This window comes from Collinsella sp. i05-0019-G5 (assembly GCF_042851345.1).
Lineage (GTDB): Bacteria > Actinomycetota > Coriobacteriia > Coriobacteriales > Coriobacteriaceae > Collinsella.
The window spans coordinates 1416367-1434308 of the sequence record NZ_AP031421.1 but is presented as its reverse complement, the minus strand read 5'-3'; the positions used below and the strand labels follow the sequence as shown (position 1 = coordinate 1434308).

At 61.3% G+C, this 17942-nt stretch carries 21 protein-coding genes; all 21 read left to right on the top strand.

The genetic code is table 11. The features are described 5' to 3' along the window. The first annotated feature begins 257 nt into the window (after nucleotides 1–257). The 21 genes from ACGHIZ_RS06615 (at nucleotide 258) to ACGHIZ_RS06515 (ending at nucleotide 17886) form a co-directional block, all read left to right on the top strand. On the top strand, nucleotides 258–380 hold the full coding sequence (locus tag ACGHIZ_RS06615; RefSeq protein ID WP_390446928.1) for a hypothetical protein: 123 nt from the start codon (nucleotides 258–260) through the stop codon (nucleotides 378–380). A 35-nt stretch (nucleotides 381–415) separates the two neighbouring features. After that, a complete protein-coding gene (locus tag ACGHIZ_RS06610) occupies nucleotides 416–829 on the top strand; it encodes a RusA family crossover junction endodeoxyribonuclease (RefSeq protein ID WP_390446926.1) in 414 nt (137 codons plus the stop codon). Nucleotides 830–848: 19 nt separating this feature from the next. Then, nucleotides 849–1160: an HNH endonuclease gene (locus tag ACGHIZ_RS06605; RefSeq protein ID WP_117839878.1), complete on the top strand. Its 312-nt coding sequence runs from the start codon at nucleotides 849–851 to the stop codon at nucleotides 1158–1160. A gap of 273 nt (nucleotides 1161–1433) precedes the next feature. Then, nucleotides 1434–1670: a hypothetical protein gene (locus ACGHIZ_RS06600; protein WP_390446923.1), complete on the top strand. Its 237-nt coding sequence runs from the start codon at nucleotides 1434–1436 to the stop codon at nucleotides 1668–1670. Next, nucleotides 1670–3253: a hypothetical protein gene (locus tag ACGHIZ_RS06595; RefSeq protein WP_390446921.1), complete on the top strand. Its 1584-nt coding sequence runs from the start codon at nucleotides 1670–1672 to the stop codon at nucleotides 3251–3253. Before ACGHIZ_RS06600 ends, ACGHIZ_RS06595 begins: the two co-directional genes overlap by 1 nt. Nucleotides 3254–3263: 10 nt before the next feature. Then, complete coding sequence (locus tag ACGHIZ_RS06590; protein ID WP_390446918.1) at nucleotides 3264–4589, top strand: phage portal protein; 1326 nt, start codon at nucleotides 3264–3266, stop codon at nucleotides 4587–4589. Nucleotides 4590–4593: 4 nt separating this feature from the next. Continuing rightward, nucleotides 4594–5286, top strand: coding sequence for an HK97 family phage prohead protease (locus tag ACGHIZ_RS06585; protein WP_390446915.1), 693 nt, complete (start codon nucleotides 4594–4596; stop codon nucleotides 5284–5286). Nucleotides 5287–5297: 11 nt separating this feature from the next. Continuing rightward, a complete protein-coding gene (locus ACGHIZ_RS06580; RefSeq protein ID WP_390446912.1) occupies nucleotides 5298–6626 on the top strand; it encodes a phage major capsid protein in 1329 nt (442 codons plus the stop codon). Between the two features lie 29 nt (nucleotides 6627–6655). Continuing rightward, entirely contained in the window at nucleotides 6656–7186 is a 531-nt protein-coding gene (locus tag ACGHIZ_RS06575) for a hypothetical protein (protein ID WP_390446910.1), read from the top strand. Continuing rightward, nucleotides 7183–7545, top strand: a complete 363-nt coding sequence (locus tag ACGHIZ_RS06570; RefSeq protein ID WP_390446906.1) for a hypothetical protein — start codon at nucleotides 7183–7185, stop codon at nucleotides 7543–7545. Before ACGHIZ_RS06575 ends, ACGHIZ_RS06570 begins: the two co-directional genes overlap by 4 nt. Continuing rightward, a complete protein-coding gene (locus ACGHIZ_RS06565) occupies nucleotides 7545–7832 on the top strand; it encodes an HK97 gp10 family phage protein (protein ID WP_390446903.1) in 288 nt (95 codons plus the stop codon). Before ACGHIZ_RS06570 ends, ACGHIZ_RS06565 begins: the two co-directional genes overlap by 1 nt. Beyond that, complete coding sequence (locus ACGHIZ_RS06560; RefSeq protein WP_390446900.1) at nucleotides 7833–8246, top strand: hypothetical protein; 414 nt, start codon at nucleotides 7833–7835, stop codon at nucleotides 8244–8246. 32 nt (nucleotides 8247–8278) lie between these two features. After that, entirely contained in the window at nucleotides 8279–8905 is a 627-nt protein-coding gene (locus ACGHIZ_RS06555) for a hypothetical protein (RefSeq protein WP_390446897.1), read from the top strand. Nucleotides 8906–9032: 127 nt separating this feature from the next. Then, nucleotides 9033–9413: a hypothetical protein gene (locus tag ACGHIZ_RS06550; RefSeq protein ID WP_390446894.1), complete on the top strand. Its 381-nt coding sequence runs from the start codon at nucleotides 9033–9035 to the stop codon at nucleotides 9411–9413. A 167-nt stretch (nucleotides 9414–9580) separates the two neighbouring features. Further along, nucleotides 9581–9772, top strand: a complete 192-nt coding sequence (locus ACGHIZ_RS06545; protein WP_390446891.1) for a hypothetical protein — start codon at nucleotides 9581–9583, stop codon at nucleotides 9770–9772. A 21-nt stretch (nucleotides 9773–9793) separates the two neighbouring features. Next, nucleotides 9794–10483, top strand: coding sequence for a hypothetical protein (locus ACGHIZ_RS06540; RefSeq protein WP_390446888.1), 690 nt, complete (start codon nucleotides 9794–9796; stop codon nucleotides 10481–10483). Next, complete coding sequence (locus ACGHIZ_RS06535) at nucleotides 10480–13191, top strand: tape measure protein (protein ID WP_390446885.1); 2712 nt, start codon at nucleotides 10480–10482, stop codon at nucleotides 13189–13191. The genes ACGHIZ_RS06540 and ACGHIZ_RS06535 overlap by 4 nt, the downstream gene beginning before the upstream one ends. Beyond that, nucleotides 13192–13986, top strand: a complete 795-nt coding sequence (locus tag ACGHIZ_RS06530; protein WP_390446881.1) for a phage distal tail protein — start codon at nucleotides 13192–13194, stop codon at nucleotides 13984–13986. A gap of 11 nt (nucleotides 13987–13997) precedes the next feature. Then, entirely contained in the window at nucleotides 13998–17315 is a 3318-nt protein-coding gene (locus tag ACGHIZ_RS06525; protein ID WP_390446878.1) for a phage tail spike protein, read from the top strand. Nucleotides 17316–17333: 18 nt separating this feature from the next. Continuing rightward, on the top strand, nucleotides 17334–17525 hold the full coding sequence (locus ACGHIZ_RS06520; RefSeq protein ID WP_390446875.1) for a hypothetical protein: 192 nt from the start codon (nucleotides 17334–17336) through the stop codon (nucleotides 17523–17525). Then, entirely contained in the window at nucleotides 17512–17886 is a 375-nt protein-coding gene (locus ACGHIZ_RS06515) for a hypothetical protein (RefSeq protein ID WP_390446872.1), read from the top strand. Before ACGHIZ_RS06520 ends, ACGHIZ_RS06515 begins: the two co-directional genes overlap by 14 nt. The last annotated feature ends 56 nt before the right edge of the window (nucleotides 17887–17942 follow it).

Here is a 17942-nt window from a genome sequence, read left to right as displayed (position 1 = left end):
CACGGTAGTAAAGCCTTGAAATTACAGTTTTACTAGGTAGTAAAAATGGGGTGGTAAATCTATTACTACGTAATAGAGTGTTACCACCCTACACCCCAAGGGTTAAGTGTAGACACGTGCGTGCGGGCTAAAGCCGCGCCCGCACTCGTGCGCTGTGGCTGACGGTCTACACCCAACCCCCGCGGTGTAAACGGGAATTCCGCGTTTCGCCGCTTTTCAATTTTTTCGACAACTGAATCAAACGAGAGGGGTTCGCTATGAAATTCGACCCATGGACATTCGTCGGCTATCTGGTCGCGCTGGCGCTGGTCGCGCTCGGGCTGCTGCTCATCCTGTGGGGCTGCCTCGCGGTGATGGCACAAATCAGGGGGCTCTGCTGATGGCGGGCGGATGGTCGGCGTTTCTGGCCATGCCCGTGCCAACCGTCACGCACAACGACCTCGAGCCGTATCTGCGCAAGGGCAAGCCAAGCATCCGCAAGTCGGACGAACTGAAGGAGGCCGAGGACAGGATCATCGCGCGCATCATCGCCGCCGGCGTGCCCGATGAACCCTTGGCCGGCGCACTCAAGCTGACGGTCAGGTGGTGCTTCCACGTGGCAGGCAATCACAGCCAGGGCGAGCCGCACACCGTGAAGCCCGACACCAGCAACCTGCTGAAGACGCTCGAGGACTGCCTGACCAGATGCAAGGTGATCAGGGACGACTCGCTCATCTGCTCGCACGACCTGGCCAAGGGATGGTCGGACCCGCAGGGAATCTACGTCCGCGTCGAGTGCATCGGCTTCGATTCGGGGGACGGCACCGCGACCATAGGCACGAAGAGATGAGAGGGAAGGGATATCAGCAATGGGAGGAAACAGCGCGGGCCGCGTGCAGACGCGCAGGTTCCACAGGCTCAAGGCGGAGTTCTTCGCCAGGTGCCAGGCCGAGCGCCCGGTGTGCTGGCTCTGCGGACAGCCCATCGACTACTCGGCTGACCCCGGCACGACCGCCGACTCGCTGACGCTGGACCACCGCGTGCCCGTGAGCAAGCGGCCCGACCTGCAGGAAGACCCGGCGAACTTCGAGCCCGCGCACTTCGCGTGCAACTCGAGGCGAGGCAACGGCGAGCCGCCCGTGAGCCTTGGTGTGCTGAGCCGCAAGTGGACAGCGGACTGAGGGGGAGGGGCGGTAAGCGATCTACCTGCGGGTTTAGCGGACTACCATCCGCGTGTGCCTTCTTCCTCTCTCCCCGACATTCCGATTTGGAATAACCGCAGGTAGAGGGGTGTTTTTGATTGATGTTCGGGGAACATGCCCCGAAAAAGCCGGCGGACGAGGTGATTTTGGATGAAGTTGGATGAACTTAAAGGCTTCTCAGAGACGTTTGAAGATGCCGTTTTGCACGCGGACTGGCTGAGAGACCCATACGGAAATATCGCCCCGAAATTCGTGGCTACAGTCCGTCTGGGGCGGTCTTTAGCGCAAAAACTCGATAAGCTTGAGCAGCACGACTGGATAAACGCCGCCGACAAGCCCGACACGACCACCGTGAGCCAGTACCTGAAAGTCCTGGACGCGCTGAAGCTCAACCCGAGCTGCGACAAGTCCATCAAGGCCGAACCGCAGAAGAAGAAGTCGAGCTCGCTGGCGGCATTCACATCCGGGTTCAAGGTCGTGAACGGCTGATGGGCACGCTCTACGTCAAGGTAGACGAGAAGGGCTACGCCGAGCCGCGAATCTGGACCAAGCCGCTGCGCGAGCTCACACCGGAGACCTCGCTCGGCTTCGAGGTCATCGATTACGCCCGCGAGGTGCTCCACGTGGAGCTGCGCCCGTGGCAGAAGTGGCTGCTCATCCACGCGCTTGAGCTGAACGAGGACGGCAGCTACCGCTTCAAGAAGGTCATCGTCCTCGTCGCCCGACAGAACGGCAAGACGATGCTCGCCAGCGTGCTTTCCAGCTGGTGGCTGTTCGTCGATTCCCAGCGCCACCCCGAGCGCGTCCCGCCCGTGAAGTTCAAGATCGTCGGAACCGCCCAGAATCTCGACATCGCGCGCGAGCCCTGGTCGCAGGTTCGCCTGTGGTGCAACCCCGAGCCGCCGAGCGAGGCGGAGTCTGAAGTCGCCATAGCCGATTTGCAGGACGCGACCAACAAGGTCTCGGACACCAACGGCAAGGAGTACATCCAGGCGGCATCGCTGGCTCATTACGAGATCCGCGCCGCCAAGAACGCCCGCGGCAAGCCCGCCGCCCGCGTCCTCATGGACGAGCTGCGCGAGCAGGAGAACTGGGTCGCGTGGAATGCAACCTCGCAGACCACCAAGTCGTTTTGGAGCGGTCAGCTCTGGGGAATCTCCAACGCCGGCGACGCCAAGTCGGTCGTTCTCGCCGCCCAGCGCAAGGCCGCGCTCAAGGTGGTCGCCAGCTGGGAGAAGCTGGTCGAGAAGCGCGGCATGGATCCGTTCGAGTGGGCCGACAAGCACGACAACGCGATAGGCATCTTCGAGTGGTCGGGCCGTGACGGCTGCGAACTGGACAGCGACGAGGACCTCCTGCAGGCGAACCCCTCGTGCGGCTACGGCGGCATGACGCTCAAATCGCTCAAGTCAGACATCGACGGCATGACCGAGGCAGCCTTCCGCACCGAGGTCCTTTGCCAGTGGGTCACGGCCGACGTGACGCCTTACGTGGATGTCGAGACGTGGGAGTCGCTCACCGATAACGACAGCTGCATCCCCGAGGACGAGCGCGTCATGCTCGCCATCGACACCAGCGAGGACCGCAAGACGACTTACATCGCGGTAGCCGGCGCGAGGGGCGACGGCCTTGATCATGTCGAGGTCATCGCCCGCCGAGACGGCAACCTGTGGGTGCCGAAATATCTCAAGTCCGTGCAGGAGGCATGGGGCATCGACGAGGTCGCGCTTCAGTCGAAGGGATGCCCTGCGGGGGACTTCCGCGACACACTCGAGGAAGAAGGATGGACGGTCCATGCCATCGAGGGCAGCAAACTCGGCTCCGTAGCAGGCAGCTTCAAGGATGCGGTACTCGACGGGACCATCCGCCACACCGACCAGCCGGTTCTCACGCAGCAGCTCAAGTGCGCTGTCACGCGAAAGCTCGGCGAGGTCGATGTCTGGACGCGCAGGGCATCGCAGGGTCAGATCTCGGCGGTTGTCGCCGCGAGCGAGGCTCTCTGGGCGCTGCGCAACTGCGAGCGACCGAAGCCCAAGGCCAAGCCTTCGCCCTATCCGTTGACGATTATCTAGGAGCTGACACATGCGCTTTTCCGACCGCATCAGGGCGGCTTACGATGGCTTCACGGGCAAATCCGAGACTGCCGAGAATGCCGCCAAGCAGCCCGAGACCACCGCACAGCACGCTCTTCCGTACGCGCCGATGATTTCCCCAGGCTTGCTCGAGGACATCGCTTTCGGCGATTACGACCGCCGCGACCTGTGGGCCGCCGAGTACAACGTGCGCATGGTGGTCGACTTCGTGGCGAGCAAGATCGCGGCGCTGCCCTTCCACGCCTACCGCGTGAAGCCCAACGGCGACCGCGAGGAGGCCCCGAACTCGGAAATCGGCAAGCTCATCGCGGACCCGAGCTACGTGGCGAACGAGACGCGTTACCGCCTCATCCACTCGCTGGTGGTCGACATGATGCTCAACGACCAGTGGCTGATGCTGCTCACGATGGACGAGGACTACGACTACCGCCTGCGCCGTATTCCGTATGGCACTTATTCCGTGCAATATAACGCGCTCGCGGAGCCGACCGGCGTCCAGATTACGCTCCCCAACGGTCAGGTCAACTACGAGCTGCCGAACAAGAACGTCCTGCTGTCGCTCGGCTATCCCGGCGCGGTCGGCAACCCAAAGCCCATGTCCGGCGCTTTGGGGCCGCTGCTCACCGAGGCGCGTGAGCTGGCGAGCTACCGCCGCTTCATCGCCCAGAACGGCGGTCGAATTCCCGCCTATATCAAGCGACCCGCAGGCATGGAGTGGGCGAACGAGCAGGCGCGAAATGACTTCATCCAGGGCATGCGCGCCTACCGCAAGGGCGGCGGCAAGGACGGCGGCTGGCCCCTGCTCGAGGACGGCATGGAAATCGTCACGGTCGACGCATTCAAGCCGGTCGACATGGCCGACCTCGATGCACGCGACCGAATCGGCATCGCGGTGTGCAACGCATACCACATCTCGCCCGAGAACGTCGGCATCCGCACGGGCAACAAGTCAAGCGTGGAGGCCTACAAGGACCAGCTTTGGAATGTCGAGCTGTCCCCATACGTCGTGCAGCTCGAACAGCAGCTGAATCATGTCATCCCCAAGGCGGTCGGCGAGGAGGACGTCTTCATCCTCGCGAACATGGATGCGCAGCTGCGGGGTACCCCCAGCGAACAATACAAGGCGTTGAGCACGGCGACCGGTCGTCCGTTCATGTCCCTGAACGAGGGCCGACGCAAGCTCAACCTTCCCGCCAAGGATGACGGCGACGAGGTGATCGTCCCGCTCAACGTCACCCAAGGCGGTCAGCCGTCCCCGCAGGACGGCGGCAATACCCAGAACGCCCAGACGGGCGCGAGCCCGAACGGGAGGTAACAAGATGAGCAAGCTCGATTTCCTCAATTTTGAGGTAAAGGCCGTCCCCGAGGAGGAGGGCGTGTTCGAGGGCTACGCCTCCACGTGGGAGCGCGACCTTATCGACGACGAGATCACCAAGGGCGCATACGCCGAGACGCTTTCAGCCGACTACCCGGATGGCGGCGCGGGAATTCCGCTCTATTGGGGCCATAACTACGATTCGCCGCTCAACTGCATCGGCGAGTCCCTTTCCGCGTGCGAGGACGAGAAGGGCCTGAACGTCAAGTTCAAGTTCGACCTCGACACCGCCGAGGGCAAGAAGGCGTACGACCTGCTCAAGCGCGGCCTCGTGCACCAGATGTCGGTCGGCTTCCTCGCGCAGAAGACCGCCTGGGTCAAGGACGAGGGCGACCAGTGGTCGCACCGCCGCATCGAGAAGATCAAGCTCTTCGAGGTCTCCGTGGTACCCATCGCCTGCAACCAGCAGGCCGAGGTCACCGACGTCAAGAGCGGTCGCGCCATCTCCAAGGATAACGAGTCCCTCATCCAGCAGGCCGTCCAGTGCCTGCAGGACGTACTCAAGAATGTCGGCTCAGATGACGATTCCGATGAGGACGAGTCCAAGGAGACCGACGAGAAGGCTCATGCACTTGCCGAGCGCAAGTCTGAGATAGAGAAAATCGCCGAATACCTCGGCGGAGCAGTCACCGATTAGGAGGACAAAACATGCGCATTAAGGAGCGTATCGCCGCCGAGAAGAAGGCGGCACAGGACATCCTCGCCAAGGGCGAGGAGAACCTCACCGATGAGGAGTTCGAGCAGCTGAAGCAGCACGTCTCCGAGGCCAAGAAGCTCGAGGAGCGCGCCGCCCTGCTCAAGGACGGTGCCGAGATCCTCGACAACGCCGCCGAGGGCAAGAACCCCGAGCAGAAGAAGGAGGAGAACGCCGTGACCGCCAAGAGCATCGGCGAGCATTTCGCCAACGAGCTGAAGGCCAAGGGCCTCGACGTCGCCCAGGCGAAGACCATCAACTTTGAGACCTCCGAGTTCAACGTCAAGGCCAACACGGATGTCAACGCCACCGGCGGTGCTACCGGCGACAACGCCCCGTATCTGACCGAGCTTGACACTCCCGTGTTCGCCACTCGCCAGGACCTCCGCATCATCGACCTGTTCGCCAAGGGCACCATGGGCGGCCAGGTGCTGAAGTACCCGGTCTACGGCAAGCTCGAGGGCAAGCCCGGCGAGACCGACGAGGGCGCAGCTGCCGCCCACACCCACTTCCCCGACCCCACTTGGGAGAGCGATACCCTCCACACCATCACGGATATGTGGGAGCTCACCGATGACATGATCGACGACCTGCCCTATGTCGTGTCCGAGATCAACGACCACAACCAGTATGAGTTCGATCTGGTCAAGGAGACCGATATCTGGACGAGCGATGGCTCCGGCGTCAAGGTCAAGGGCCTTCTTGCGCGCATCCCCGAGGACTCCGTCATCGCCAACACCAGCACCGAGCCGCTCGAGGACCGAATCTTCTCGGCAATCACGATGATCAAGAAGAACGTCAACTTCGCCGCCGACGGTCTGGTCATCAGCCCCGAGGACTATAAGACCCTGCGCCTCAAGCGCGACAAGAACGGCCAGTACTACGGCGGTGGCTTCTTCCTGCCGCCCTACAACGGCACCGGCACCCTCGTCATCCAGCAGACCCCGTGGGGCCTGCCTACGGTCGTCACCCCGACCCAGGCGAAGGGCGATTGCGTGGTCGGCGCGTTCTTCCGTGGCGGCAAGGTCATCTCCCGCGGCACGCGCACGCTGAAGACCAGCGACTCCCACAAGGACAACTTCGAGACCGGCGTGACCGCCTTCCGCCTGAAGGAGCGCTGCACGCTTCAGGTCAAGTACCCGTACGCCTTCGTAAAGGTGTCCACGGACGAGACCAAGGTCGTCGCGCAGTCCGACGATTCCGGCATTGCGGTCCAGTCCGACGAGCCCGTGGCCGATACCGAGACCGCTAAGACCGCCAAGACCGTCAAGGCTGCGAAATAGCCTCGGCTGACTGATTGGAAGGGGGCATCATGACCGAATCTTTCCTCGGCGACCATACCGACTACAGCGGGCTCGATGCCCCCATGTTCAACGCCGCCGCCGTGAGTGCCGTCCGCGGCTACTGCGGGTGGCATATCGCGCCGTCGATGGAGCTGTCCGGCAAGGTCGGCTCCGCTGGCGGCAAGATCATCCGTATCCCCGCGCTCAACGTGACCGAGGTCACGAAGCTCGTGCTGGCAGACGGCACCGACCTTCTGGGCGGTGCCCAGTGGAACGCGGCGGGCCTTATCGAGCTTGCCGCGCCCGTTGAGCCGTGCCTGAGCGGCATCGAGTACACCGTCATTGCGGGATTTAACCCGGATGACGTGCCGGACCTCATCGCGGTCGCGCTCCAGGTCTCACGCCGGGCGGCGAGCGCCCCCGCTGGCACCGTGCGCTCCCAGAGCGTCAACGGCGCTTCGGTGAGCTACGCATTCAGCGGGTCCGGTGCGACTTCAATCCAGCTCATGCAGGACGAGCGCGAGATTCTTGATAGGTACAGGATTGCGAGGCTCCCATGAGCGGCTCGGATTTCGGTGATTTCGGTCGACCGCTCAAGCGCCTCCGCGCATCCCTTGCGGAAGACCCGTACAACCCCGCACGCACTGTACCGGATTGGGACGGCGAGGTCGATGAGCTCGCGTTCAACGGCTTCATCGCCACGGCATCCTCGGTCATGACGCCAGATGGCGCACGCGAGCAGGCGGTAACAGCCGTCACGCTCACGGTGGCTGACCCAACGGTCGACATCAGGCGCGGGGACCGAATCAAGGACGGCTTGCACGTCTACACGGTTGATGTCGTCCCGTCCGTCGATGCCAACCCGTTCACGGGCTGGCAGCCTACCCTCGAGGTCGGACTTCAGGAGGTGGAAGGCTGATGCCTGCTGCAGGCCAGACGAAAGTCAAGTTCAACGATAAGTTCTTCGATGACATCCTCCACAGCGCGGGCGTCGAGAACATGTGCCTGTCCAAGGCGCAGCAGGCGCTCGCCAACATCCGCGCGACCGCGCCCGTCGATACCGGCGCGTATCGCGATGGATTCCGCATCGAGGTCCACAAGTCGGCGCACCGAAACAGCTATCGCGTGGTCGGTCACGATTGGAAGACGATTTTGCTCGAATCCAAGGGCGGCTATCTCGCCCGAGCCCTGAAAGCGGTGAAGTAGATGCAGATGGTGGTTCCTCCCGATCTGGAGATGTTCCTTTGCGGGTATCTTCGCGCCGTCCTCGGCACGAAAATCGAGGTCGATAATCGCGAGCCGTCAGACTTCGACGGCGGCACGCCCTATTGCGTGGTGCGCGACGATGGGGGTCAGAAGACCGGACTCACCACCTTCGACCGCTCGGTCGGCATCTCCATCTATGCGGGGAACCGCCAGAGCACACTACAGGCCGGAGAGCTTGCCAGACGTGCCTTCGCCGCGCTCACGTCGCCGACCATCGCCTACGAGAAGGGGTCTCCCATCGCAGCGGTCATCGATGGCGGATGCAACGGCCCGTACCGCGTGACGGACCAGCACGATTCGAGCAAATGCTACATGACGGTCGAGTACTCGGTCGTCGGTGCAATTGAGGATTAAGGTTAGGGCTTTGCCCTGGAAAGGAGCCTGCAATGGCTAAAGACAAGCAGGGTAACGACCTCGCAAACGTAGGTGTGCCCATAACCGGTGCGATCTGCATCGTCCCGTACTCTGAGGACAACGTCATCACGCGCACCATGATCAGTAAGAAGAACGCCACACCTAAGCTGCCCGAGGTGTACGCCCGCAGCACCGCTGCTCTCGGTCTCATCGCCAATGACGGAGCGCCGCAGGACTCCACTGAGACCGGCGACCCCATCGAGTTCTGGCAGGGCGGTTACACGCTCAATGGTGACACCACTATCTACACCGCGTTCACCACCGCCGAGGACAACGACCTTACCCGCGAGCTCTGCTTCGGCGAGAAGCCCGATGCCGACGGCGTCATCGCCGTCGATACCTTCACGCCCGACACAAAGTGGATGGCCTACGAGGAGATCACCTACAAGAACGGCAACGTCGACCGCCGCGCCGGCGTCATCCAGGTGACCGCCAACGAGCCGGGTCAGGCCGAGCGCGGTTCCGTCCTCGGTCGCGCCGTCACCGTCAAGTGGGTGCGCGACGACCTTTACGAGGGCAAGGCCTACATCGAGGCTCACTGCACTCCCGCCGACGTCACTGCGACAGCCGCTGCTGCCGCCGCTGGCAAGAATTCCTAAGCGAAACACAGCTTTCCCTTCTCTCGTTGGGCATCGCGCTTCGGCGCGGTGCCCTTTTTTTATCGGGGGACCCCGGCCGAACAATGTCCATGTCGTAAGAGGCCATTCGAGAGAAGGGAAAGTCGAGATGGCTGAAGAGAAAGAGTTCGAGCCGACCGTCGAGGATTTCGAGAACTGGACCGAGGAGAAGGAGCAGGCCGAGTTCGAGCGCATCGCCAGCGCAAATGAGGTCAAGTACGTCATCGGCGACAACACGCTGTTCGTCCGCACGTCCGCCGGCAACGTCTACCGCCTGCCCATGTGCCCGAGCTATGCCGAGGTGTCCGCAATCCAGAACGGCACCGATGACGATGGCTTCGAGCACCTTTGCACGCTCATCGAGGACGGCAAGGGCGGCACCGATGCCGTCGAGCGCTTCAAGTCCGAGCCGCTCCAGACGATGGTCAAGATCCTCGAGGTCTTCGGCGAGAAGTTGGCTAAGGCCCAGGGAGCGACCCTGGGGGAATAGCCCGCTTCATCGCCGAGCTGAAGGAGCACGAGGACGCCGCGAGGGCAGATTTCGCGGCAAGGGGATGGAGCCTGCAGGCCGACCTCGGAAGCAGGCTCCGCTATGCGGATGCGATCGCGCTGTTCGGGGCGCTCTCCGGAGACCCCTCGACTTCGACTGGGGCGCACGTGGCCGGGCTTAAATACCCGACCAGCTTTGCCGACATGTTCATCGTGGCGGCGCTGACGCAGAACAAGTTCCCATCTCCCATCCCGACCGAGGAAGAGCAGTTCCGCGCTGCCTCCTTCAAGGCCTCTGGCGATGAAGCACAGAAGGCGGCAGAGAACATGGCGCCGCTGTTCGCTTCGCTTTACGAGTAACGAGATCGGGGGAGATCGCGCATGTCATCTGAGGTCGGTTCCGCACATATTTCGATTTTCCCCGTGATGACGGGCTTCCGCTCCAAGGTCAACAAAGAGGTAAAGTCGACCGGCGACGAAGCCAGCAATTCATTTAAAAGCGCATTCAGGAACGCAGGCGGTATTAGCGGTCGGCAGCTCGGCAAGCAGCTGAAGGAGTCCTTCGCCGCATCGTCCAAGGGGCTCGCCGACGATGCCCTCAAGGTCTTCACCGATGATGTCAAAGCCGCGACCAACGAGCTGAGCAAGGCCCGCATGAAGCAGGCAGATGATGCCGGGCGAGTCCGCGTGGCGGAGATGAGGCTGCAGGATGCCATCGCCAAGTACGGCGAGGGCTCCACGCAGGCGGTCGCCGCCGAGGAACGCCTGGCGTCCGCACGCCGAAAATCCGAGCAGAGCGCCGCCGCCGTCAAGGCCGCGACCGAGAAGCTGAATATCGCCAACGAGTCCGCCGCCAAGGCGCAGCAAGAGTTGGCCCAATATACGGATCAATCGTCCAATGCCTTCGCCCGCGCCGCCAAGAACTTCCTTGCCGGTGCCAAGTCGCTGGACGCAGGCAAGAGCTCCGCCACCGGTATGGCGGGCGCCTGGGTTCCCTCGTCCGCGCCGCATCCGGCATCGACATGTGGGGGCCTATTGCCGCCAGGGCGACAGCCGGTCTTGCCAAGGTGAAGGCATCAATCGCCGACTTCGCCAGCAGCGCCAAGAACAGGATGCAGATTGCCGCAGCCGAGATCGGAAACGCCATCTTGGACGGCCTTTCCCGCGCCGGCAGCAAGGTTCAGTCTGTCGTCGGCAATATCGCGTCCAGGCTACCGCAGCCGATTAAGAACGTCTGCTCGACCGCGCATACGTGGTTCTCCAATGTCGAGACCGCGGCGAAGTCAGTTTTCGACAAGTTGCCTGATTTCGCCAAGACTGGCATCGAGGGCGCGAAAAGCGCCGTCTCCGCCGGCATGTCCGCAGTCGGCAAAATCTGCTCTTCCGCAGCCAACGCATTTAAGAGTATCTCCATCGCTGTCGTCGGCGTGGGTGCCGGTGCCACCGTCATGCTTGGCAAGCTTGCCGTGACTGGCGGCTTTAATCGCGCCCTCAGCATCGAGGACGCACGCGCCAAGCTCAAGGGTCTCGGACACGATGCAGGCAGCATCGACGAAATCATGAACAACGCCCTGGCTTCGGTCAAAGGAACCGCCTACGGCCTGGGAGACGCGGCGACCACGGCATCCCAGCTCGTGGCATCAGGCGTCAAGCAGGGCGACCAGCTCACGAGCGTCCTCAAGACGGTCGGCGATTCCGCGCAGATCTCAGGTCGAGACTTCACGGAGATGGGCTCCATCTTCTCCAAGGTGGCTGCTTCAAATAAGCTCCAGGGCGAGCAGGTCAACCAGATTCTCGACTCGGGCATCCCCATCCTCCAGTTCCTCGCCAAGCACTACGGCATCACCGCCGAGGAAGCCCAGAAGATGGTGTCCTCCGGCAAGGTCGACTTCGAGAACTTCGCAGCCGCCATGCAGGAGAACCTTGGTGGCGCGGCACAGTCCGCCGGCACCACGTTCAAGGGCGCGATGGCTAACGTCAAGGCCGCGTTCAGCCGTCTTGGTGAGAAGGCCATGACCCCCGTCCTGAACGGCCTGCGCGACATCTTCAACGCCGCAATTCCGCTTGTGGACGCCGTCACGACCAAGCTGACCCCGGTATTCGAGCAGTGGGGAGACCTGGTCTCCAACACCATCGCGCCGATGGTCGTCGATGCCTTCGAGAAGATCACGTCCGTGCTCAACGGCGACAGCTTCTCGGGCTTTTCCAGCGGCATCATGGCGACAATCCCATTGGTCGGCTCCCTAGTCGCCGCCATGGGAGGCACCGGGCTTCTCGGCACCATCGGCGAGCTTCTCGTCAACATCCCCATGGTCGGCCCGGCCCTAAAAGGCCTCGTGGGGGATTCCGCGCTTCTCGGCAACGCGCTTAAGATGCTCGGAGGTCCCGTCGGTATCGTGCTGTCGCTCCTCGCCGGTCTGGTCATGATCAGCCCCCGGCTGCAGCAGGCGCTCGCGCAGGTCGCCGAGACGGTCGGCTCCGCGCTCATGGGCGCGGTGTCCACGCTCGCCCCTGTGCTTCAGGATATTTTCGACAAGTGCGCCAGCGCGGCATCTGAGATTTTTCCGGTGCTGGTCGAGTGCATGGGCCAGATTTTCGAGACCATCGGCACCGTGATCGCCCAGCTCGCCCCCGTGGCGGCCGAAATCCTACAGCCTTTGCTTGACTGCATCTCCCAGCTCATCGAGCCGCTGACCAGCATCCTGACGGTCATCCTACCTCCGCTCACGAGCCTGCTTGACGGTCTGATCATTTTGGTCGGCAGCGTCCTGTCGTTTGTCGGCCAGCTGGTCGCCGGAATCGAGTCGCTGCTGCTGCCCATCATCACGGCGGTCATTCAGGGCATCTCCGACCTGCTGACCAAGTGCAGCCCGTGGCTCGACCAGCTCGGCTCAACCTTTGAGACCGTCATGGACCTCATCGGCGACGCGCTCGAGGTGGTCGGTGCCGCGCTCAACCAATTCATGTCCGTTGCGGGCTTCGTAATCGAGCAGGTTGTTCAATTTTTGGTTGGAACGCTTGAGCCTGCCTTCGCGGCGATGGCCCCGTTTATCTCGGGAATCGTCTCGTCCGTCAATCAGGTGATCAGCTCGATTGCGCAAATCGTGCAGGGCATGGTCAATCTGGTCGCCGGGCTGATTTCCGGTAATTGGTCCCAGGTCTGGCAGAGCTGCCAGCAGATCGCCAGCGGCGCGGTCGGTGCGCTCGGCGGCATCCTGGGCGGAATCTACAACGCCGCGATGGCTGCGGTCTCGGGTGCCGGAACGTGGCTCTGGAATGCCGGCAGCCAGATCATCGCCGGTCTCTGGAACGGCATCTCGGGTGCCATCGGCGGCCTGTACAACAACATCAGGAATGCGCTCTCGGGCTTGGTCGACGAGGCGATGAGCGCACTCGGCATCCACTCGCCGTCGCGTGTCTTCCGCGACAAGGTCGGTAAGTTCATCCCGTCCGGCATCGGCGTCGGCATCAAACGTAACACCCCTGCGCTGCTCTCGGATGCCGACAAGATGACCGATGCCCTCGTGGACCGCGTGAGCGGCGCATCCGCGGCTGTTGACGTGGCTGCTGGTATGTCGCTCGCATCTGGCGCAAACGGCGCTCAGGGGGCAGCTGGTGGCTCTGGTGGGCTGTCTGTCGAGGACATTGTCTACGCAATCGTCACCGCGCTCGGCAAGATCGGTGCGCTCAAGCTCGATGTCGACCTCAAGACACTCGCCATGCTGCTCACACCGTCCATCGACTCGGAACTCGGCAAGCGTGCCGACATGGAGGTCTAAATGGCTGATTCTAGGCTGGGTATCTACTCGCGCAACAAGATGTTCGTCGATGACGGCACGGTCACCGTGAACGGCGTCAGACTCGGCGATATGGGCTGGTACCTGACCTCAGCGCCGGAGGTCGATGCTATCTCGTTCGATACATCCTACACGTCCGTCACCGGTGCCCATGGCTCCCGTGACCTTTCGCTGACGGACGGCAGCGGTCTGGCCTATGCCGGCAGGCGCACGGTGACGCTCCACCTGCGCACGGTCGGCACGTGGCAGGAGGCGGTCAAGTCCAAGGTCGCGCTCGGCTCCATCATGGGCCGCGATGCCCGTATCACGTGGAGGGCGCTTCCCGGCGATTTCGTCGGCAGGCTCGAATCGTCCAACCCCAGCGAGGTCTGGCAGGGCGGTGTTTTCGCCTATTACGAAATCGACCTGACGATGAGTGCCATGCCCATGCTGTACGGCAGGAAAACGGCGGTGAGCGGCACTAAATTGACCGTGAGCGGCAATTGCCGGGTGTTCCCGACATTCACCGTCAAGCTCAGGGCCGAGAAGAAGCTGAAGATCTCCCGCGCGGACGGCGTGTTCATCGAGGTCGATGCCGAGAGGAACTTTGCCGCCGGTGCCACCGCCGTCATCGAGACCTCGCCGACCAAATCGCGCGGCGCGTACATCAATGGCGTCTTGACCTGCCCGACACTCACATCGGATTTCTTCGACCTGCCAGTAGGGGACTCGACCATCACAGTGGTCGGTGCAAGCAGTATCACGACATCATTTGAGCCGCTCTGGCTCATCCCCTAGGAGACGGTCAGATGTCCAAGAGATTCATCCATTTCAACCGCTTCGGCGCGTACCTCGGCGAGCTCACGCCGATGCAGGCCACGCGCACGCGCAATGTCGACCAGTGCGGCGTGGACAAGGTCGAACTGGTCTTGTTGGACAACGGCGTCGACAAGTACGACCGCATCGTGTTCTGCGACTCCATGGGGCGCACGTGCGAATGGATCGTCATGTCCTCGCGCGAGTCGAGGGCGAAGAGCATACCTATCTGCACCGTCAACTGCTACGGCTCCATGCAGGAGCTATCGCGACACTTCATGCCGACGCTACGCCGCGGCTCCAAAGACACGCCCGCGCAGGCGATTGCAAAAGCGCTGGAAGGCACCAGATGGTCGGTAGGCCAGTGCGACGAGGGCAGCGGCGAATACAGCGTCTACCACCAGTCCTCGCTGGCTTCCGTCAAGGATATAGCCGAAGCCTACAAGATGGAGGTCGAACCGGTAATCCAGCTTTCAGCTGACGGTAACTCCATCGCCAAGCGCTCGGTCCGTCTGGTCAAGCGTCTCGGTCGTGCCAGCACTGCGCTTCGTCTCGACTACGGTAGCGGTCTGTCCGGTATCGACCGAGTGCTGTCCGCCGATGACGTGGTGACGCGCCTGTACTGCTACGGCAAGGGCGTGCAGACCACCGATGACGACGGCAACGAGACGGGCGGGTATTCGCGCAAAATCACCTTCGCTGACATTAATGGTGGCAAGGAATATATCCAAGATGATTCACTGCTCGAGGTCTGGGGCGTGCCCGGTCCCGACGGGTCGCTCATGCACACCGAGGGCATTTTCGAGGACGGAGACTGCGAAGACAAGGCGACACTTCTCGCCGAGGGCAGAGCGGCGCTAGCCGAGCGCTCAAAGCCCATCGTGAGCTACGAGGGCACGGTCGAGGCTCTCGGTCGCGCTGGATTCGATGCCAACGCCTGCGACCTCGGAGACAACCTCCAGATGGTCGATACGACATTTCCCAAGCCGCTGCGCCTGAGCGGTCGTGTGCTTGAGATTGTGGAAGACCTGCTCGGTGATGGCTCGCCGTCCAGCGTGAAGGTCGGTAACGTCATCGAGGGCATCGTCAAGCGCTCCGAACACGTTCAGCAGACTATCGACCGACTGACTAGCAGTGCCGGCAGCTGGGACAGCGCCGCCACGCTCGGCAGTGCCTACCTCAATGGGCTTATCGATGGCCTTAACAAGGTGATGAACGAGACCGGCGGCTATACCTATATCAAGCCCGGCAAGGGCCTGTTCGTCTACGATAAGCCGGAAGACGCCAATCCGACCATGTGCATCCAGATCGGCGGTGGCTACTTCCGCATCGCCGACGGCAAAAATTCTGACGGTACGTGGAACTTCCGCACGCTCGGCAACGGGCACGGTTTGGTGGCCGATGCGATCGTCTCAGGCACCATCAGCGCCAATCTCATCAAGGCCGGAACAATCCAGGATAAGTCGGGCAAGAACTACTGGAATCTCGATGCCAGCGAGTTCCACCTCGGCCCAGGAGCCAAGCTCGACGGCAAGGACATCGCTGTCGCCGATGCCGTCATCGCGTCTGTCGATGTCGAGTACGCGCAAGGTGTCTCGCGCACCGAAGCACCGAAAACCGGATGGCAGACCACGGCGCCGCAATGGGTTTCCGGCAAGTACATCTGGACGCGCACCAAGACCACCATGCAGTCCGGAGACATCGAATACAGCGAGCCCGTGTGCATCAGCGGCAGGGACGGCACCGACGGCGCGAAGGGTGACAAGGGCTCCACCGGCACCGGCGTGAAGGGCATCGTCGAACAGTACTACCTGTCTACGAGCTCCACGGCGCAGTCCGGCGGCAGCTGGTCGGAGGCTCAGCCCGCGTGGAGTAAGGGCAAGTACATCTGGACGAGGAGCAAGGTCACGTGGACGGACGGTTCGGTCACCTACACCGCGCCGTGCCTCGCCAAGGCCATCAACGGCTCCAACCAGATGGCTGGCAGCGCTATCGTTTCGCGCGTGAAGCTCTACGCCAAGAATCAATCGGACAGCGTGCCGCCGCTGAACATGCAGAATCCCGAGTTGGGATGGTCGGAGGAAATCCCGCAATGGTCGAACGGATACTTTATCTGGGAGATGGACCGCATCACCTACGGTGACGGCTCGGTCAATCATTCTTCGCCTGTCCTCGTGGCTGCATTGAACAAGGCGAACCAGAGCGCCTACGACCTCAACCAGTCCCTTAACGACCTCGACACCACGGTCAACGACCTCGCCACAGACGGCGTGGTCACCGAAGCGGAGAAGGCTGCGGTCAAGAAAATCCAGCAGACCATCGACAAGGAGAAGGATGAGCTGACAACGCAGTTCAACAGCCTGAAGTCCAACAAGTCGTTGAATCAATATTTTCTCGCCAACGTCCTAGCTCCATCGTACGATTCTGCTTTCGGTACGGGCGGCTCATATGGCTCGCTCAACACCGCCATCTCGGACGTGCTCAAATGCACTACGAAAGAGGCGCTGGACAGCGCCATGTCTACCTATAAGTCCTGCTACAACACGCACTCAAGTAACGTCAACACATATACCGCCGCAGCACGTCAGGCGCAGCATGCAATTGAGCAGCAGGATGCCAAGTCTATGGCGCAGGGTCTGCTCGACAACTACGACGATGATTTGGACCAGCTCAAGATTTTCAACCGTCTGACCAACAACGGCACCGAGCAGGGCATCTACATGCAGGACAACAAGCTGTACATGAACGCCAGCTACCTTGCCGCAGGCATCATTGCAGACGTGACCAACACGAACAGCTGGAACCTCAAGACCGGCTACTTTAAGACCACTCGCGGCACTATCGGTGGATTCACCATCGACAAGTACGACATCTCCAACAACAGGTTGTCGCTTCAGGATGACGGACCCCATTTTATCTATGACAGCAAAGACATTGGCTTTATCGGCAGCAACCATCTCACCAAATATCCGAATGTCTACGGACTTAACTTCAATCTGAAGGAGTCAGGCGGCTACATGTCTTGGGCTGCGTTGAAGAACGCAGACGATCCGTACTACGCAATGAAGCTGACGTATGCGAACAAGCCAAACATCGGTTTCACGGCGTATGCACTCAACGCCGGATGTGATCTGGACATGCACAATTGGTCGATTAAAAACATCGGCAACGGATGTACTAATACGCTTCGATTTTCCGTTATCACAAACGCTAACAAGGACGGAAGCTTCACATTCTCAAACGGATGCAGCATGAAGTTCGAGGGCGGTTTGCTTACGCACTTTGTATGGGCTGAGAACAACTATTCGTAGAAAAGAGAAGAGATTGAAATGAAAGACATGAAGTACGTAATTGAAACGGGTGTTCCTACGGCAGGGACTGGAGAGCCCGTTGAAATCCAGGGGACCAGCACGACTTTGGCGCGTGATGTCAAGCGCATCGATTCCAAAATGAATCTGCTGTTGAAAGCCCTTGGAGTAAGCACCGCAAGCCTGGAGGAAGATACCGATGAAGCTAACTAATGAGAAGATCGCGTCCATGTGCCGAGACCTCGACAACGGCGTGCTGGATAACGTCGGTATCGTGGGCTACACGGCGGCGCGAAACTACCGCACGTTGCATGATGTTGCTGAGCCATTTTTCTCTCAGCGCAACAAGCTGATTGTGGAATACGGCGATGAGCAGTATGACGATGACGGGAATATCAACGACTACGTGGTCGACCCCAAATCCCCCAAGTTCGCCGAGTTCGCCGCCAAGTATCAGGAGCTTGCCGACATCGAGTGCGAGGTCGAGATTCTTACCCTGCCAGAGGAAAAAGCAATTGACGCCATCAGCGGCACCCAGCTGCTCCAGCTCGATTGGATGTTCGAGCGAGACTAACCCGGCGGGGGACAGATGTCCGATTATTGACCACAGCTAGCAACTAAGGGGGTCAA

Excerpts from the sequence above, each read along its gene's own strand:
- ACGHIZ_RS06615 (WP_390446928.1), top strand. The coding sequence starts at position 258 with ATGAAATTCGACCCATGGACATTCGTCGGCTATCTGGTCGCGCTGGCG.
- ACGHIZ_RS06605 (WP_117839878.1), top strand. The coding sequence starts at position 849 with ATGGGAGGAAACAGCGCGGGCCGCGTGCAGACGCGCAGGTTCCACAGG.
- ACGHIZ_RS06595 (WP_390446921.1), top strand. The coding sequence starts at position 1,670 with ATGGGCACGCTCTACGTCAAGGTAGACGAGAAGGGCTACGCCGAGCCG.
- ACGHIZ_RS06590 (WP_390446918.1), top strand. The coding sequence starts at position 3,264 with ATGCGCTTTTCCGACCGCATCAGGGCGGCTTACGATGGCTTCACGGGC.
- ACGHIZ_RS06585 (WP_390446915.1), top strand. The coding sequence starts at position 4,594 with ATGAGCAAGCTCGATTTCCTCAATTTTGAGGTAAAGGCCGTCCCCGAG.
- ACGHIZ_RS06580 (WP_390446912.1), top strand. The coding sequence starts at position 5,298 with ATGCGCATTAAGGAGCGTATCGCCGCCGAGAAGAAGGCGGCACAGGAC.
- ACGHIZ_RS06575 (WP_390446910.1), top strand. The coding sequence starts at position 6,656 with ATGACCGAATCTTTCCTCGGCGACCATACCGACTACAGCGGGCTCGAT.
- ACGHIZ_RS06570 (WP_390446906.1), top strand. The coding sequence starts at position 7,183 with ATGAGCGGCTCGGATTTCGGTGATTTCGGTCGACCGCTCAAGCGCCTC.
- ACGHIZ_RS06565 (WP_390446903.1), top strand. The coding sequence starts at position 7,545 with ATGCCTGCTGCAGGCCAGACGAAAGTCAAGTTCAACGATAAGTTCTTC.
- ACGHIZ_RS06560 (WP_390446900.1), top strand. The coding sequence starts at position 7,833 with ATGCAGATGGTGGTTCCTCCCGATCTGGAGATGTTCCTTTGCGGGTAT.
- ACGHIZ_RS06555 (WP_390446897.1), top strand. The coding sequence starts at position 8,279 with ATGGCTAAAGACAAGCAGGGTAACGACCTCGCAAACGTAGGTGTGCCC.
- ACGHIZ_RS06550 (WP_390446894.1), top strand. The coding sequence starts at position 9,033 with ATGGCTGAAGAGAAAGAGTTCGAGCCGACCGTCGAGGATTTCGAGAAC.
- ACGHIZ_RS06540 (WP_390446888.1), top strand. The coding sequence starts at position 9,794 with ATGTCATCTGAGGTCGGTTCCGCACATATTTCGATTTTCCCCGTGATG.
- ACGHIZ_RS06530 (WP_390446881.1), top strand. The coding sequence starts at position 13,192 with ATGGCTGATTCTAGGCTGGGTATCTACTCGCGCAACAAGATGTTCGTC.
- ACGHIZ_RS06525 (WP_390446878.1), top strand. The coding sequence starts at position 13,998 with ATGTCCAAGAGATTCATCCATTTCAACCGCTTCGGCGCGTACCTCGGC.
- ACGHIZ_RS06520 (WP_390446875.1), top strand. The coding sequence starts at position 17,334 with ATGAAAGACATGAAGTACGTAATTGAAACGGGTGTTCCTACGGCAGGG.
- ACGHIZ_RS06515 (WP_390446872.1), top strand. The coding sequence starts at position 17,512 with ATGAAGCTAACTAATGAGAAGATCGCGTCCATGTGCCGAGACCTCGAC.